We start from the raw sequence: 16,449 nt of genomic DNA, 5'->3' as shown, positions 1-16,449 counted from the left end.
CCGAGGCGCCGCAAACTGGTGGAATCACCGGGACGGCCAGTGGAGGGTCTTGATGGCGTGGTTCGGCCACGAGGAAGCAGCCGACGCGGCCGAAGCGCCGACCGGCGAGATCAGCGCGGACGCCCTCGCACGGATCATCGCCGAAGCGGACGGAACCGACGCCGCGGCGGATGCGTCGGATCCCGATGTGGACCTCGTAGCTGCCCCGGGTGACCTCGAACGCGCGCTTTCCGACCGGCAGGCGCTCATCCAACTCTGCCTGTACGCGCTGGACCGCGCCCGCAGCAGCGGTGTCGTGGAACGGCTCGAACACGGGCTCGCCGACATCGGCGTCACCGCGTTGCGCGCCGAAGGCGAACGGTTCGACCCGGCGCGCCACGAGGCGGGCGGTGCCGTGCCCACCGACGATCCGGAGCTGGAAGGCGTCGTCGCGGAGACCGAGGTCGTCGGGTTCGCCGACCAGGAACGGCTGTTGCGCGCGCCGATCGTCACCGTCTACGCGAAGCGGGCGCAGTGACCGCACCGACGCTTCCCGCTCAAGTCCAGGCCGCTCGCGAACAGCTGCTCGGCGTCGTCCGCGAGGCTGATCCACAGGCTGCCAAGTGGGTCGAGGACCAGCGCAAGGCCCGCTCCGAGAAACCGTCCGTGGTGGTCGTCGGCGAGACGAACCGCGGGAAGAGTTCGCTGGTCAACGCCCTGCTCGCGACCCCGGGACTGTCCCCTGTGGACGCTGACGTGGCCACCGCGACCTACCTCGTTTTCGAGCACGCGCAGCAGTGGGGCGCGCAGGCCTGCTACCCCGGTCAGCTGGCTTCGGTGCCGTTCGACCTGACGCAGCTGGTCGACTGGGTGTCCGCCGCGCACGAGCTGCCGCCGGGACAGCTGCCGCCGCGCTACGTCGAGGTCTCCGGCCCGGTCCCGCTGCTGGAACGGCTGACCCTGGTCGACACCCCGGGCGTCGGCGGGCTCGATTCGCTGCACGGCGAGCTGGCCAAGGAGGCCGCCGCGGGCGCGACCGCGCTGGTGTTCGTGGTCGACGCGTCGGCCCCGTTCACCTCCACTGAGCTGCAGTTTTTGCGCGAGGTCGCGGACCGCGTCGAGACGGTTGTCTTCGTGCTGGCCAAAACCGACGCGTTCCGCGGCTGGCGCGAGATCCTGGAAGCCGACCGGCAACTGCTCGCCGAACACGCGCCGCGGTTCGCCGACGCGGTCTTTCATCCGGTGTCGGCGCGCGTGTTCGAGACGGCCGCGAAGGCACCGAACGAGCAGGTCGCCGCCATGCTGCGGGAGAAGTCCGGCATCGCGGCGGTGCAGGTAGCGCTGCAGGAACTGCTGGTCGGCCGGTCGATGATGTTGAAGGAAGCCAACACACTCCGCTCGCTTTCGAGCGCGCTGGCCGGGATCAAAGCGAAGCTGCAGGCCGAAAGCCGTGCCCTGTCGGCAGGCGAAGCGGAAGCCGAACAACTCCGCGCCCGCCGCGACGATCTTCAGTCCCAGCGCCGCACTTCCACCCGCGGCTGGCAGTTGCGGTTGCGCGGCGAAATCCAGCGCACGCGGGTCGAGGTCGGCCACGAGAGCAGCCGGGAAATGCGCGAGGCACAGGCGCATTTCCGCCAACGCATCGACGGGGCGAAGCGAGACGAACTGGCCGCGCTGCCGCAGGAAGTGGACATCGCGCTGCAGACCGCGTCGCAGCGAGTGTCGATGCAGCTGTCGCAACGCCTGAACCAGGTCACGAACACCGCCCTGTCGGAGCTGTTCTCGGCTGAGGAACTCGACGTGATCCGCGCCCAGTTCGCCCGCGCTGGCGGCCCGCCGGTCGTACTGCGCCCGCCGGACAAGAAGCCGCCGACGGCCGAAGACAAACTGCTGGTGTTCATGGGCATTTCCGGCGGCGTCGGCGCGGGAAAGATCGCCGCCCTGCCGCTGGCGGGAGTCGCGATCCTCAACCCGGTAGTGCTCCCCGCGACGATCGTGATCGGCCTCGGCGCGGGCTGGTGGATGGCGCGCACTCGCAAACACGCCTCGGACAAGCAGCATCTGAAGCAATGGCTGGTCGAAGCCATCGCCGACGCCCGCTCGACGCTCGACCAGCTGATCGCCGAACAACTCATCGAGGCCGAACAGCAGCTGTCGCTCGCCCTGGACGAGGCACTCAGCCGACGCATCGACGCGATCGAGGCGGAGCTGAAGGAGGTGGACCAGACGATCAAGATGAGCGCGCAGGAGCGGGCGAAGAAGATCGCGATCGTCTCGAAACGCCTGAAGGACGTGACCGAGAGCCACACCCGGGCCGAGACGCTGCTTTCCCGCATTCGCACGGTCCGCGATCGGGCATGATCAGCGGGTGACGTACGGACCTGGATCTCCGCCGCCTGGACCGCAACCGCCGCAGTGGGGTGGTCGCAACCGCCGAAGAAGCGCCGTCACCTCGGATTGATCATCGGGCACTGTCTCGGTTCCGCGATTTTCGTCATCGCGACTGACGACAGTGTCGAAGTTCGCCGTCAGGCCAGGCGGCACCGAGAACGTCGCCAACGACAACGTCCCGATGCGCGTCGGCAAGCCGGGCCACCGGCCTCGGCACGTTCTTCGAGGTCGAGCACACCCGGAACGCCTACTCGGCGACGTTCACCCGGCCGCATCTGAACCAGGAGGAATCCGGCTCCTGGCGCGCTGGCCGCACCGGCGGCGGTCTTCCGGTCGACCTGCCGGACTGACCAGTGCGTGATCGGCTTGTGGACGGGAACCGAACCGGCCTAACGTGAGTCATACCGAGCGAAACCAGCGGCAGACCCGGCGTAATAAGGGGGACCAACCCATGTGGGTCGACGAGAGCGGCGGCACTGACGCGACCGGCCACGAGGCCTTGACCGTCCACGTCGACGGCCAGGAGTACCAGGCCGAGGTCAACTACGACACTGACCACGACGGGGTCGCCGACACCGCGGTCGTCGAGCACGACGACGGCACCGCGCAGGCGTTCGCCGACACCGACCACGACGGCGTCGCCGACCACTACGCGGTGCTCGACTCGACCGGGCACGTCGTGGACCAGGCGGTTTACGACGAGAAGACCGGCAGCTGGGTCGAATCCGGCCACGGCCAGTCCGGCTCGGACGGCACCGACACGCACTCGCAGGACACCTCGACCACCGGGCACATCCACGCCGACCTGCCGGACGGCAACGTCGACGCCGGGGTCGCCACCATCGACACCGACCACGACGGGCACAACGACACCGCGGTCGTCGAGACCAAGTCCGGCGGCACCATCGCCTTCACCGACACCAACGGCGACGGCCAGGCCGACGTCGCGGTGCAGGTCGGCGCGGACGGTTCCACCCACACCTTCGAGCACACCGGCCAGGGCCAGTGGACCGAGACCGACGGCGCGAACCACGCACTCGACTCGGCCGCCGCGGTCGACCCGGGCAGCGATTCGGCCTGGGGCGGCGAGGGCGCGCAGCTGCTCAGCGGCGTCGCGAAGATCGACAGCGGAACCGGACAGTGGATCAGCCCCAACTGAGCCTTCGGTAACTGACGTCACACGAACGGGTCCGGCCGCGCGCCGGGCCCGTTTCGTCGTCTCCGGGACGCCAAGGCCCCACGCCGTCCGCCCGCGTCCGGCGAACCGGCGCCCGGCGGGGTCCGGCGGCGTCCGGGCGAAGATCAGGACTGATCAGCCCAGCTCCGGCATCCGGCACGAATGCGACGCGGGCCGCGCGGAAAGATTTTCGCCGCTGGCCCGTTCCGGTGAAACTGAATCGATTCCCTTATCGTTCTTGTGAGAGAACCGACAGGTCAGCTCTCGGTTACCTGCCGTCCATCCGGCTACAGTCGGGGAATCCCAAAACCCGCACACCGGTCTTCCGCCGGTGTGCGAAGCCATTCGGTCGCCGGCAACGAAGCCCGCACCAAGAACACTGTCGTTCGCGGTGTGGGCTCTTTTGTCGTCGGAAGTCAGGAGTAGAGATGACCGCAGTCGCCATCCCCGGACTGGACAAAGCGCCGACGACGCACAGTGGCGTGCTGTCCTGGGTCCGGGAGGTCGCCGAGCTGACCACCCCGGACCGCGTGGTGTGGGTCGACGGGTCTGACGAGGAAGCCGCCCGGATCAACCAGGAGCTGGTCGACGCCGGCACCTTCGTGAAGCTGGACGCGAAGCCGAACTCCTACTGGGCCACCTCGGACCCCGACGACGTCGCGCGGGTCGAGAACCGCACCTTCATCTGTTCGAAGGAAGAGAAGGACGCGGGCCCGACGAACAACTGGGTGGCCCCGGCCGAGATGAAGGCCACCATGACGGAGCTGTACCGCGGCTGCATGACCGGCCGCACGATGTACGTCATTCCGTTCTGCATGGGCCCGCTCGGCGACGAAAACCCCAAGCTGGGCATCGAAATCACCGACTTCGCCTACGTCGTCGCGTCGATGCGCGTGATGACCCGCGCCGGCAAGGCCGCGCTGGACAAGTTCATCGCGCCGGACGGCTCGGAGCGCGAGTTCGTGCCCGCGCTGCACTCGGTCGGCAAGCCGCTGGCCGCGGGCGAGCAGGACGTCGCCTGGCCGTGCAGCGAGACCAAGTACATCTCGCACTTCCCGGAGGAGCGGCTGATCTGGAGCTACGGCTCTGGCTACGGCGGCAACTCGTTGCTGGGCAAGAAGTGCTACTCGCTGCGCATCGGCTCGGTCATCGCCCGGGACGAGGGCTGGCTCGCCGAGCACATGCTGATCCTCAAGCTGATCTCGCCCGAGGACAAGGTCCACTACGTCGCGGCGGCGTTCCCGAGCGCCTGCGGCAAGACCAACCTCGCCATGCTGCAGCCGACCATCCCGGGCTGGCGCGCGGAGACCCTCGGCGACGACATCGCGTGGATGCGCTTCGGCGAGGACGGCCGCCTGTACGCGGTGAACCCGGAGTTCGGCTTCTTCGGCGTCGCGCCGGGCACCGACAACCACACGAACCCGAACGCCATGCGCACGATCGAGAAGGGCAACACGGTCTTCACGAACGTGGCGCTCACCGACGACGGCGACGTGTGGTGGGAGGGCATGGAGAACAAGCCCGCGCACGCGACCTCGTGGAAGCACCAGGACTGGACGCCCGACTCCGAGGAGAAGGCCGCCCACCCGAACTCGCGCTACTGCGTGCCGATGTCGCAGTGCCCGATCCTCGCGCCGGAGTGGGACGACCCCAAGGGCGTGCCGATCTCGGCGATCCTGTTCGGCGGCCGCCGCAAGACGACGGTGCCGCTGGTGAACCAGGCCCGCGACTGGCAGCACGGTGTGTTCATGGGCGCCACCATGTCGTCGGAGACCACCGCCGCGGCGGTCGGCGCGGTCGGCAACGTGCGCCGCGACCCGATGGCGATGCTGCCGTTCCTCGGCTACCACGCCGGCGACTACTTCAACCACTGGCTGAACCTGGGCAAGAACGCCGACGCGAACAAGCTGCCGAAGATCTTCTACGTCAACTGGTTCCGCCGCGGCGACGACGGCCGTTTCCTGTGGCCGGGCTTCAGCGAGAACTCGCGCGTGCTCAAGTGGGTGCTCGAGCGCGTCGAGGGCAAGGGCAACGCGGTCGAGACCCCGATCGGCTTCGTGCCGAACGCCGAGGACCTCCACCTCGACGGCCTGTCCGAGCCGGTCGAGGACATCCAGGCCGCGCTGGAGGTGCGCAACGAGGAGTGGCGCGCGGAGCTGCCGCTCATCGAGGAGTGGTTCGCGAAGATCGGCGAGGTGCCGTCCTCGCTGCGCGACGAGCTCGACGCGCTGGCCCAGCGCCTCGGCTGAGCTGCCAAGCCAAGGTCCGTGAAGGGCTCCTTGAGGGAATCTGATTCCCTCAAGGAGCCCTTCACGGCGTTGGGGAGGGCGGTAGCGTGGGCCGCATGGTGTCTACTGGGGACAGGCCGTTCCGGTTCGGCGTGAACATGGTGCTGCCGGGCTCGCGCGACGAGTGGATCGCGAAGTGCCGCCGGGTCGAAGAACTCGGCTACGACGTGCTGAGCGTGGCCGATCACCTCGGCATCGCGCCGCCGTTTCCCGCGCTCGTGCTGGCCGGTGCGGTCACCGAACGGGTGCGGCTCAACACTTTCGTGCTCAACGCGCCGTTCTACAACCCGGCACTGCTCGCCCGGGACGTCGCGGGCACGGACCAATTCGTGTCCGGACGGCTCGAACTCGGCCTCGGCGCCGGATATGTGAAAGAGGAGTTCGAAACGGCGGGAATGCCGTTTCCGGGCGCGGGCGCGCGGGTCGATCACCTCGAACTCGCGATCAAGGAACTCCAGCGGCTGTACGCGGATCCGGAATACGCGCCGCAACCGGCGCAATCCGGCGGTCCCCCATTGATGATCGGCGGTCGCGGCGACCGGCTGCTTTCGCTCGCCGCCGAGCACGCGGCGACCATTGCCTTCAGCGGCACGGCAAAGGTGCGCGACGGTGCGCCGCCGATGCTGGCGACGGCGGACGCGGTGGAAGAACGCACGCGGTTTGTCACCGAGCGGCTGGCTGGCCGTGCCGCCGAATTCAACCTGCTCGCGCAATTCGTCCGGATCACCGATGACCGTGAAGGCGCGTTGCGGGAAATCCACGCCCGCCTTAGCGACACGCTCACGCTCGAAGAATTGGCCGAGGTCCCGACGGCGCTGGTGGGCACCGTTGAGCAAATCGCTGACCAGCTGGTCGCGCACCGCGCTCGGTTCGGCTTCAGCTATTTCACGGTCCTCGAACCCAACCTCGAAGTGCTGGCCCCGGTGGTGGACCTGCTGTGTCGCCGATAGTCGACGCGCGCGGGCTCGGCGTGAAGGCCGGTGACCTGTGGCTGTTGGAAGATCTCGATTTCTCCGTCGATCCCGGCGAATGCGCGGTGCTTGTCGGGCCTAACGGCGTCGGCAAATCCACGTTGATGCGGTGTCTGTATGGCATGCAGCAACCGCAGCGGGGCCGGGTGCTGATCGACGGCGCGAAACCGGACGAGCGCAGCGTTTCGTTCCGCCGCAAGGTTTCCGTGCTCTTCGACGATTCCGACTTCTTCGCCGAACTCACCCCGATGCAGCACCTGGAGCTCCTCTCCGGTTCGTTCGGCGACGATCTCGGCGATTTCGAAGAACTGCTCGCGGACGCGGGACTCGCTGAACGTGCCCGGGTCACCGCCGGACATTTCTCGGCCGGACAGCGTCGCCGATTGCTGCTGTTGGGCGTCACCGCGCGACCGCATCGAGTGCTGTTGCTGGACGAACCTGAACGCGCGCTCGACACCGCGGGCAAGGAATGGCTGGTCGAGCTGATCGGCCGCTCCACCGCGGCGGGCGCGGCGGTTGTCGTTGCCACGCACCATCAACCGTTGCTGGACACGGCAGACAGCGTGCTCGAACTGTGGTGACCCGGTTGCGCGTGCCCGGCCGCAAGCGGTTCGGCGGCATCTTCAGCGGCGACAGTCCCACGTTCGTGCTGATGTTCGGCGTCGGCTTCCTGTTCACCGCGTTCTTCCGCACCGACGCCTGGCACAAAGTCCTCTTTGGACCGTCCGCGGTGGACTACTCGGCGGTGCTCGGCCTGGTCGCGTTGTGTGCCGCCGTGGGCTGGCGAAGCCTGCTGCGGCGCGGCTTCGTCTGGGCCGAACCGGCCGAGCTGACCTGGATGGACTTCGCCGAGGTGGACCGCCGCCGCGTCGTCGCGACCCGGCTGGCCAGCGTGCTCACCGGATTCGTTGTGGTGATCGGATATCTCGCCGCGCTGATGCTGGCGGTCGGCGGCAGCTCGATCGACTGGTGGCGCGCCGCGGCAGCGCTCGTCGCCGGTGGCACGATCCTCGCGTTCACCACCGCGCGTCGCACCGCGTTCCTTTTCGAAGCCGCTGGACCGCTGCTCCTCGCAGTGGCCGCCGTGGTCATCGCCGCCGCTCGGCTTGACGCGACGGCGGTGCAGTACGTCGGCGCCGCGCTCGCGTTATGCGGTCTGCTGCTGGCTTTTGGCGGCGAAGCAGTCAGTGGCGCCGGGCGCGCGGTGTTGCTGGACGGCTGGAACGCGCGGGTTCTTCGCGCGATGGCGGTGACGTTCCTCGACCCGATGATGATGCTGCCGGAGTCCGCGCCCGCGGGCTCGTGGTCGCTGCGCCCGCCCACCGCGTTCCGGCTCGCGTGGGTCGGGATCGTCGGCCGTGCCCGGTACGCGAGCGCGGTTTTGTTAGTGGCTTTCGCGGTAGCCGTCGGCCATGTTGCTGTTCCCACTCTGCCGGGACCGGTGCTCGTCGGGATCGGCGCGTACGTCGCGCTTACTCCGTTCGGGGCCGGTCTTGGCGTGCTGTGGCGGAATCCGGGTCGCCGAAGGTGGCTGGGCTCGTCGTCGCAGGAGCTGGTGATCGCCCACGGCGTCGCGCTCACGGTGGTCGGACTGGTTTGGTGCGCTCTGCTCTCAGTGGCACTTTTGGCTTTGGGCACCGCGTTTTCCGCCCTCTCGTGGGTGACCGTCGCCCTGGCGGTGCTTTCGGTGTTGCGCACCGTCACGCGTCAGCCGGTCGACTACAGCAGCGCGGGTTTCGTCGACACCCCCGCCGGACCGATGCCGGCAAACCTTATGCGGCAACTGTTCCGCGGTCCGGACCTGCTGGCGGTCGGCGTCTTCGTGCTGGCACAAGTCGGCTGAACGGGCGCTCCCGGGTTAGGCTCCGTGCCGACGAGAGGAGCCGAACGTGGGCGGTGGACACGCTTCCGGCATCGGCCGCAGGGCGACCTGCGAATTCCCGCCCGGATGGACCGACGAGCAGATCATCGCGGTGGTCAAGGACGTCGCCAACGACCCGGGCGAACCGCGGCGGCAGCAGTACAACGGCCGCTGGCGCTGCGTCGGCGAACGGTACGGCGTGCGCGTGGTCGTCCTGGTCAACGGCGACGGGCTCGTGCACACCAGCTTCCCGCTGCCGGGGCCCGGCGTGGTCCGGAACCCGGACGCCGCGCGGGACCCGGCGAACCCGACCGTCGACGACCGGTCGGGCAACCGGATCAGCTACTTCGTCGACAGCGTCCTGCGGCTGCTCGCCGACCGGATGCCGGCGGAGGACCTCGAGCACTACCGCGACCTGCAGTGGTCCGGCGAATGGGAGGAACTCGCCGACACCATGGCCGCGCACTTCGAGGTCACCGGCATCCAGCTCAACCCGGACGAGTACGCGGATTTCGAGAAGCTGCTGAACTCTTTCGAGCTGCCCGTCCGCGACTGCCGCTACCTCAACGACCGCGAACGGGTGCTCGCCGACCTGCGCGGCTGAGGCGTCACCAGGGGATGGCCCCGGCGTCGTCGAAGAACCCGCCGCGCGGCCCGTCGTCCGGCAACGTCGCGAGCTTGACCGCGATCGCCGCGCCCTGCTCGGGCGTGCGCGTTCCGGCGAAACCGGTGAAATCCGTTGCCACGTAACCGGGACAGGCGGCGTTGACGATGATGTTCGTGTCGGCAAGCGTGCGGGCGTACTGCACGGTGATGCTGTTGAGCATCGTCTTCGACGGGGCGTAGGCGGCGAGAATCGGGCCGGTCCGCAGCTTCAACGAGCCCATGTTGCTGGACATGTTGACGATGCGCGGCGAATTGGCGCGGCGCAGCAGCGGCAGCATCGCGTTCGTGACCCGGACGACGCCGAAGACGTTGGTGTCGAGGACGGTGCGGACGGCGTCGAGGTCGAGCGTCGTGGGGTCCTGGGCGCCGCCGTCGGTCTGGCCGCCGATGCCAGCGTTGTTGACCAGGACGTCGAGCCGTTCGAGGGTCTCGGCCGCGGCGGCGACGCTGTCTTCGGAGGTGACGTCGAGCGCGACGCTGAACGCTTCGATGCCCGCTGCGCGCAGTTCGTCGACGGCCTTCTCTCGGTTGGTTTCGTCGCGTGCGCCCACGGCAATGGTGAAACCGATCGAGCCGAGGCCGTGCGCGATGGCGAGGCCGATTCCCTTGTTCGCGCCGGTGACCAGCGCGGTCTTCGTGTCGTTCACTCCGCCCATGGTCGTCTCGGACCTCGTGTTTCGGCCAAGATCAATACGGTCCGCTGTGATACCCACCGGGTATTACGCTGGCATTTGTGGACGACCTCGAGACCCGCGAGCTTCGCTACTTCACCGCGGTCGCGGAAACCCTGCATTTCGGCCGCGCCGCCGAACGGCTCGGGATCGCCCAGCCGCCGCTGTCCCGCGCGATCGCCCAGCTGGAACGGCGGCTTGGCGTGCAGCTCCTGGACCGAAACCGCCGCGGCGTCGCGCTGACCGAGGCCGGTCGGGTGCTGCTTCGCGAATCCCGCCTGGCCCTCGCCGCAGTCGCGGCCGCCGCCCGCCGCACGCGCCGAGCCGGGGACTCGCAGCTGGTCCTGGTGACCAAAGCCGGCGCGTCGCACGCACTCCTGCAACGGCTGCTGAACGCCCCGGCCGCGCCGCCCGTCGAGATCCTGCTGTGCGAAGTCGGCGAGCAGGCCGGATTGCTCCGCGACGGTTCCGCGGACGTCGCGATCATGCACCACCCCTACGACGACCTCGCCGGATTCGACACCGAGGAACTGCAGGTCGAGGGCCAAGTCGCGATCCTCCCGGCGGCCCATCCGCTTGCCGCCCGGGAAGCGCTGACACTGGCCGAAGTCAGCGACGTGCCGGACCTGCCGATCGCCCGCTGGCCCCGCCTAGACGGCAGCTACCCGGATGGTCCAGGACCGGAGGTGCGCACTCAGTCGAAGCTCGCTCAGCTCGTCGCACTCGGCCGGACGCTGTTGGTGATCCCGGCGTCGAGCCGGGCCTGGCAGTGGCCGGAGCACGTCGCGGTTCCGGTCTTCGACGCCCCGGCGGTAACGACGATGCTGGCCTGGCCGTCCACCAGCCGCTCCCCGAAGGTGGCCGCGTTCGTCCGGGCCGCGGTCACGCTTCGCGCCGCGGCTTGAGTTGTCCACAGTTGCCGCTTGCCAGGGTGGCCGCGTTCGTCCGGATCGCGGTCGTGCTTCGCGTCGAGTCTTGAGCTGTCCACAGTTGTCCACAGGGCGCTTGCCCGATCAGCTCGCCGATCCTGCCCGCGGCGGCCGGACTCACCAGCTCTGCCTGATCCGCCCCGACCAGCTGCCCGATCAACCCGGGAAGCCGTGAGACCTCAACTGGCCTGCGAAAACGCCGCCGGATCGCCGTCGCACGCGACGCGCAGCCGGTCCAGCGGCATGTCCACCGCGTCGGCGATCGCCGCGACGGTGAAGAACGCGGGCGTCGGAATCCGGCCGGTCTCGATTTTGCGCAGGGTTTCGACCGAAATGCCCGCTTCCGCGGCCACGTCGACCATGCTGCGGCTGGCCCGGGCGGCGCGCAGCACCAGGCCGAGCCGCTCGCCGCGGGAGCGTTCTTCGTCGGTGAGGGGCACGCGGACCATGCCGACCAGTTTAGCCACAGAGTTGTCCACTGCCTGTGGATAACTCTGTGCACAAGCTGTCGAACCCCGTGGACAACCGCCGTCCGGCACAAGCTCTTGGGGCATTCGAGGCGGCCCGGTCCCGCCGATAGGGGTAGCGAACGGCTCGCCGAGGCGGTGCGGGAGCGGGTTGTCCCCGAGGTTGTCCACACCCTGGACCGTGGTCGCAGTGCTGATCGAATCGATATCGAAGTCGTATGACGGCGGGATGAGCGCGGTCTAGGGTCAGGCGGTCGCGTGTCACGTGAGTGTTAGGTGAGGTTCGATGTCCACTGCCAAACCGGGCGGTCGGGTGCGCGGGTTCCAGTTCAGTGCCTGGAACCTGCTGTTGCTGATCCCGTTGCTGATCCTGGTCACGCCGCTGTTCAACTTCGACGGGCCGCGGCTGTTCGGCCTTCCGTTCTTCTATTGGTTCCAGCTGGCGTTCGTCGTGCTGGGCGTGCTGTGCACCGGCATCGTCTACCTGGCGACCAAGGACAAGCCGCGCAACCAGGGCCAGGACGAGCTGAGCGTTGACGACTTGGACGAGGGGGACGCCCGATGAACAACATTCAGTGGGTCGAACTGATCGTCTTCGCGTTCCTGTTCGTCGTCGTCACCGTGCTCGGCTTCGTCGCCTCGCGCTGGAAAGCCGGCGGCAGCCTCGACCACCTCGACGAATGGGGCCTCGGCGGCCGCAAGTTCGGTTCGTGGATCACCTGGTTCCTGCTCGGCGGTGACCTCTACACGGCCTACACCTTCGTCGCCGTGCCCGCGCTCGTGTTCAGCGCCGGCGCCCTCGGCCTGTACGCGCTGCCTTACACGATCGTCGTCTACCCGATCGTGCTGCTGCCCGCGCTGCGCATGTGGTCCGTCAGCCGTTCGCGCGGCTATGTGACCCCAGCCGACTTCGTCCGCGGCCGCTTCGGTTCGCCGACGCTGGCGTTGCTGATCGCGATCACCGGCATCGTCGCGACCATGCCGTACATCGCGTTGCAGCTGGTCGGCCTCGAAGCCGTGCTGCGCACGATGGGCATCAACGGTTCCGGCATCGTCGGGCACCTGCCGCTGCTGATCGCGTTCGTGATCCTGGCGCTTTACACGTATCAGTCCGGCCTGCGCGCGCCCGCGCTGATCGCGTTCGTCAAGGACATCCTGATCTACATCGTGATCATCGTGGCGATCATCTACCTGCCCTCGAAACTCGGCGGCTGGGACCACATTTTCACCACCGCGAAGGAAACGCTGGCCAAACCGAACCCGAAGACGGGCAAGCCGTCCGGCTCGATCCTGCTGACCTCGAGCAACCAGCTGCAGTACGCGACGCTGGCGCTCGGTTCGGCGCTGGCGCTGTTCCTGTACCCGCACTCGCTCACGAGCGTGCTCGCCTCGCGCGGCCGCAACGTGATCAAGCGGAACATGGTGGCGCTGCCGGCTTACTCGTTCGTGCTGGGCCTGCTGGCGCTGCTCGGCTACGTCGCGATCTCGGCGGGCGTCAAGCCGCTGACGAACGCGGCCACCGGAAAGCCGGACGGCAACACGATCGTCCCGCTGCTGTTCGACTCGCAGTTCGCGAACTGGTTCGCGGGCATCGCCTTCGCCGCGATCGGCATCGGCGCGCTGGTGCCCGCCGCGATTATGTCGATCGCCGCGGCGAACCTGTGGACGCGCAACATCTACAAGGAGTACATCCGCAAGGACGCGACGCCGAAGCAGGAGGCGAAGCAGGCCAAACTGGCGTCGCTGGTGGTCAAGCTGGGTGCGGTGCTGGTGATCATCCTGATCGACCCGCAGTTCTCCATTGACCTGCAGCTCATCGGCGGCGTGCTGATCCTGCAGACCCTGCCCGCGGTCGCCATCGCCCTGTACACGCGCTGGTTCCACAAGGCGGGCCTGATCGCCGGCTGGATCGTCGGCATGGGCTGGGGATTGATCATGCTGTACGGCATCCCCAACCCGGCCAACGGAAAACTCCACTTCGGCGGCTCCGCGCTGGCGATGGGCAACCTGTCGATCTTCGGCTGGCACCCGTTCAGCGGCACCGGTCTCGCGGTGGTGCAGATCTACCCCGGTTTCGTGGCCCTGGTCGCGAACATCGTGGTAGCCGCGGTGGTTTCGGTGCTCGCACGGGCCCTGAAGTGGAGCCCGGGCAACGACGAAACCGCGCCCGAGGACTACCACGCCGACGAACACGACAAGGACCTGCGCCCCATCGGCGCCCACTGAGTCCTTTTTAGACAGAGGCCCCCTCGCCGTCGTCCGGCGAGGGGGCCTCTCGCATTTTGCCGATCATCGCCTTCGCGACGAGGTACAGCACGACCGAGTTGAGCACGTGCCACAGGAAATGCGTGCCTGCCGGGAAATCTCCGCAGACCACGTCGTCAATGCTCCGAAGCGCCAAGGACAACGCGAACACCGCGGCAGCCATGGCGAAGTCCAGCCAGTACGAGTCGCGCTTGACCCCCAGCGCGACGGCGAACCCCGCGAGCCCGACGAGCGCTGGGAGGTACAGCCCGCCGCCGAATGCGCTTGAGGCGACAGTGAGCGCCAGGAACGCCGGTGCGCCGAGCCAGGCCCACTTGGCTTTGGCCTGGAAGAAGACCCGGGGAAAGAGCGCGGCGTAGAACAACACGAAGAACAAGATCGCGGCGGAGTCGGCGACCGCGGCCCACCGGGTGGCGACCAGGTGAAACACGCTGCTGGCAACGAAGACCAACCCGATCAGGACGGCGAGGACCCGCCCGGTGCGCTGCCCGTTGGCATACCACCAGACCATCCCGGCGGCGACGAGAAACGCCAGGTTGGCCAAGTCGTTGAGCGGCTCGCCCCAAAGGCCGGGCGCGGTGCGCTCGCAGTAACCGTCCACGTACGCGGTCCAGTTCACCGGGTAAGCAAACCCCTTCCGGGTGAACGAGCCCCATCCGGGGGTCAGTCGGTTCGGGTCAGGGCGGGCGCGGGTGCCGGGAACGGGCAGGGTTCCCCTCGCGGACCCAGGCGCGTCTCGCCTCTCCCCGTACGCAACCCTCGCGGGTTAGCGTGGGCGGCATGACCAACCCCGTGAGCCGGTTCCCCGTGACGGAACTCGAAGACCTTCCCGACGATCTCCGCGAGCGCATCGGTGCCATCGCGGAGAAATCCGGCTTCACGCCGAACATTTTCCGCGCGCTGGGTCACCGGCCCGCCGAGCTGAGGGCCTTTCTCGACTACCACGACGCCCTCATGGAGCGCGAAGGCGGACTCACCAAAGCCGAACGCGAACTGGTCGTCGTAGCCACCTCCGGCGCGAACCACTGCACCTACTGCATCGTCGCGCACGGGGCCATCCTGCGGATCCGGGCGAAGGATCCCGAGTTGTCCGACCAGGTCGCGACCAACCCGTGGCAGGTCGAACTCGACGAGCGCGGCCGGGCGATTGTCGATCTCGCGTTGGCGTTGTCCCGTGATTCCGCGTTGTTCGGCGAGGGCGATCTCGCGATGGCGCGCGAGGCGGGGCTGACCGAGGACGAGATTTGGGACGTCGGCGCGATCACGGCGTTGTTCGCGATGTCCAACCGGCTCGCGCACTTGACCGCGCTCAAGCCGAATCCCGAGTTTTACTTGATGGGGCGTCAGAAACGATAGAACGGGCCGGGCAGGTCACGGCTCATTTCGAACCGGGTGCGCAGCCAGCCGCGCAGGCGGTGCACCGGTTTCGTCCACATTCGCGGCGCGGGCCCGAAATACCTCGGGTCCGCGTGCGGGGTGAACGCGTCGCCGGTCAGGATGACGGCGGCGTGGCCGAGCGGGCAGTGGCCGGACACCGAGATCACGCCGCGTGTCAGATTCTCGACCCAATCGACCTCGTCGACGCCCAGCAGCGTCCGGCGGTCGCACACCGGGCAGTACAGAACGAACATCTATAACTCCCGCCGCCAGGTTTCGCCGGTCACGAGGGGGCCGAACGCGTCCGTTTCCTCTTCGCCGACGAGTTCGAATCCGGCACCGCGGTAGATCCCGCGAGCGGCGGCGAGCAGCGACAGCGTCCACAGCTCCATCGCCCGATACCCCTGCGCGGCGGCGAATTCGACGCATTCGCGCACCAGCCGTTTGCCGACGCCGTGTCCGCGCGCGGCCGGTTCCAGCAGGAGCAGCCGGAGTTTCGCGGTGCCTTCCTCGTCGCCGGGGGTGCAGAAAATACTGCCGACTCGTTCGCCGCCGAGTTCGGCGATCCAGCCGGCTTGGCGCGGGTCTTCGCGGTGTTCGGCGAAATCGGCGACCACGCGCGCGACCATGGCTTCGAAGCGTTCGTTGAGGCCGTACTCCTCGGCGTACAGCGCGCCGTGCCGGTGCACCACCCAGCCGAGGTCGCCTGGTCGTGGCGCGCGCACGGTGACCGCCGGTTCCGGTGACTGTTCGCCGACGAGCGCGGTGATGGTCCCCATCGCGCCGAGCAGGCGGCGCTGGTCGGCGTCCGCGAATTGGTCGAGGAGGCCGCCGATCTGGCTGGCCGAACGGTGGTCGAGATCGGCGAACGCCTCGTGCCCTTCGGCGGTGAGCGTGACGAGCTGGCGGCGCGCGTCGTCCGCGCAGCGTTCGCGGGTGACGAGGCCGCGGGTTTCCAAGCGGCCGAGCAGCCTGCTCGCGTAGCCGCCGTCCAGCGCGAGCCGTTTGCGCAGATCACTGACCTGCAGCTGGTCCTGTTGGGCGAGTTCGAACAGCACCCGCGCTTCGCTCAGCGAGTACTCGGCGTCGGCGGGTCCCTCGTCGAGGACGCCGATCACGCCGGTGTAGAGCCGGTTGAAAGCGCGAACCGTGGCGACGCGTTCGGTGAGGACGGAATCCGGCACGGGGACCACCTTGACTCGATCGTTGACTGAGTCAAGCATCTCCCCGCCGCCCGTTCGGGGCAAGGGAATTCCCCCGGTGGTGGAGCTGGAACGAAAATGGTCCAGACATATGGAAACCCCGTGATGCTGCCAGGTCGGGGGTCCGCCAGCATCACGGGGTCGTAGTGGGTATCGACGCGGCTCTCCGCGGCGTTACACCCAGGATTCGCTGTGGTCTAGATCA

17 protein-coding genes are annotated in these 16,449 nt (G+C 68.2%); 12 read left to right on the top strand and 5 right to left on the bottom strand.

The genetic code is table 11. The features are described 5' to 3' along the window. The first annotated feature begins 52 nt into the window (after positions 1–52). From grpE to ABZX37_RS03880, 8 genes are all read left to right on the top strand, one after another. Positions 53–517 carry a nucleotide exchange factor GrpE gene (gene grpE / locus ABZX37_RS03915; RefSeq protein WP_354735730.1) on the top strand — a complete coding sequence of 155 codons (465 nt, stop codon included), beginning with the start codon at positions 53–55 and terminating at the stop codon, positions 515–517. Continuing rightward, complete coding sequence (locus ABZX37_RS03910; RefSeq protein WP_354735728.1) at positions 514–2,340, top strand: dynamin family protein; 1,827 nt, start codon at positions 514–516, stop codon at positions 2,338–2,340. Before grpE ends, ABZX37_RS03910 begins: the two co-directional genes overlap by 4 nt. Positions 2,341–2,821: 481 nt before the next feature. After that, positions 2,822–3,529 (top strand): hypothetical protein, encoded by a 708-nt coding sequence (locus ABZX37_RS03905; RefSeq protein WP_354735726.1) that lies wholly within the window; start codon positions 2,822–2,824, stop codon positions 3,527–3,529. 446 nt (positions 3,530–3,975) lie between these two features. Further along, entirely contained in the window at positions 3,976–5,796 is a 1,821-nt protein-coding gene (locus ABZX37_RS03900; protein ID WP_354735724.1) for a phosphoenolpyruvate carboxykinase (GTP), read from the top strand. A gap of 95 nt (positions 5,797–5,891) precedes the next feature. After that, complete coding sequence (locus ABZX37_RS03895) at positions 5,892–6,785, top strand: TIGR03621 family F420-dependent LLM class oxidoreductase (protein ID WP_354735722.1); 894 nt, start codon at positions 5,892–5,894, stop codon at positions 6,783–6,785. Beyond that, on the top strand, positions 6,782–7,387 hold the full coding sequence (locus ABZX37_RS03890; RefSeq protein ID WP_354736197.1) for an ABC transporter ATP-binding protein: 606 nt from the start codon (positions 6,782–6,784) through the stop codon (positions 7,385–7,387). The genes ABZX37_RS03895 and ABZX37_RS03890 overlap by 4 nt, the downstream gene beginning before the upstream one ends. Then, positions 7,381–8,649, top strand: a complete 1,269-nt coding sequence (locus tag ABZX37_RS03885; protein WP_354735720.1) for a DUF6297 family protein — start codon at positions 7,381–7,383, stop codon at positions 8,647–8,649. Before ABZX37_RS03890 ends, ABZX37_RS03885 begins: the two co-directional genes overlap by 7 nt. A gap of 46 nt (positions 8,650–8,695) precedes the next feature. Further along, positions 8,696–9,271, top strand: coding sequence for an EndoU domain-containing protein (locus ABZX37_RS03880; RefSeq protein WP_344282726.1), 576 nt, complete (start codon positions 8,696–8,698; stop codon positions 9,269–9,271). 4 nt (positions 9,272–9,275) lie between these two features. Here ABZX37_RS03880 and ABZX37_RS03875 read toward each other — a convergent pair whose 3' ends face one another. After that, positions 9,276–9,989, bottom strand: coding sequence for an SDR family oxidoreductase (locus ABZX37_RS03875; protein ID WP_354735718.1), 714 nt, complete (start codon positions 9,987–9,989; stop codon positions 9,276–9,278). A 77-nt stretch (positions 9,990–10,066) separates the two neighbouring features. Here ABZX37_RS03875 and ABZX37_RS03870 point away from each other — a divergent pair, with 77 nt between their 5' ends. Then, on the top strand, positions 10,067–10,909 hold the full coding sequence (locus ABZX37_RS03870) for a LysR family transcriptional regulator (RefSeq protein WP_354735716.1): 843 nt from the start codon (positions 10,067–10,069) through the stop codon (positions 10,907–10,909). Positions 10,910–11,112: 203 nt separating this feature from the next. Here ABZX37_RS03870 and ABZX37_RS03865 read toward each other — a convergent pair whose 3' ends face one another. Beyond that, a complete protein-coding gene (locus ABZX37_RS03865; protein ID WP_354735714.1) occupies positions 11,113–11,382 on the bottom strand; it encodes a helix-turn-helix transcriptional regulator in 270 nt (89 codons plus the stop codon). Positions 11,383–11,686: 304 nt separating this feature from the next. Between ABZX37_RS03865 and ABZX37_RS03860 the strand changes: the two genes are divergently transcribed. Together ABZX37_RS03860 and mctP are read left to right on the top strand one after the other, a co-directional pair. After that, complete coding sequence (locus ABZX37_RS03860) at positions 11,687–11,965, top strand: DUF3311 domain-containing protein (RefSeq protein ID WP_344282736.1); 279 nt, start codon at positions 11,687–11,689, stop codon at positions 11,963–11,965. Next, positions 11,962–13,626 (top strand): monocarboxylate uptake permease MctP, encoded by a 1,665-nt coding sequence (gene mctP / locus ABZX37_RS03855; RefSeq protein WP_354735712.1) that lies wholly within the window; start codon positions 11,962–11,964, stop codon positions 13,624–13,626. The genes ABZX37_RS03860 and mctP overlap by 4 nt, the downstream gene beginning before the upstream one ends. A 7-nt stretch (positions 13,627–13,633) precedes the next feature. Here the strand turns inward: mctP and ABZX37_RS03850 are convergent, their stop codons facing one another. Further along, a complete protein-coding gene (locus ABZX37_RS03850) occupies positions 13,634–14,284 on the bottom strand; it encodes a hypothetical protein (RefSeq protein ID WP_354735710.1) in 651 nt (216 codons plus the stop codon). A 161-nt stretch (positions 14,285–14,445) separates the two neighbouring features. Here ABZX37_RS03850 and ABZX37_RS03845 point away from each other — a divergent pair, with 161 nt between their 5' ends. Further along, positions 14,446–15,021, top strand: a complete 576-nt coding sequence (locus ABZX37_RS03845; RefSeq protein WP_344282747.1) for a peroxidase-related enzyme — start codon at positions 14,446–14,448, stop codon at positions 15,019–15,021. Here ABZX37_RS03845 and ABZX37_RS03840 read toward each other — a convergent pair. Together ABZX37_RS03840 and ABZX37_RS03835 are read right to left on the bottom strand one after the other, a co-directional pair. Then, a complete protein-coding gene (locus ABZX37_RS03840) occupies positions 15,009–15,296 on the bottom strand; it encodes a hypothetical protein (RefSeq protein ID WP_354735708.1) in 288 nt (95 codons plus the stop codon). The two genes, ABZX37_RS03845 and ABZX37_RS03840, sit on opposite strands and share 13 nt — an antisense overlap. After that, entirely contained in the window at positions 15,297–16,226 is a 930-nt protein-coding gene (locus tag ABZX37_RS03835) for a helix-turn-helix domain-containing GNAT family N-acetyltransferase (protein WP_354735706.1), read from the bottom strand. Between the last annotated feature and the right edge of the window lie 223 nt (positions 16,227–16,449).

Source organism: Amycolatopsis sp. NPDC004079, from assembly GCF_040610415.1.
Taxonomy (GTDB): domain Bacteria; phylum Actinomycetota; class Actinomycetes; order Mycobacteriales; family Pseudonocardiaceae; genus Amycolatopsis; species Amycolatopsis halotolerans.
Note: the sequence above shows the minus strand (reverse complement) of the source record. Positions and strands in the feature narration are given on the sequence as shown.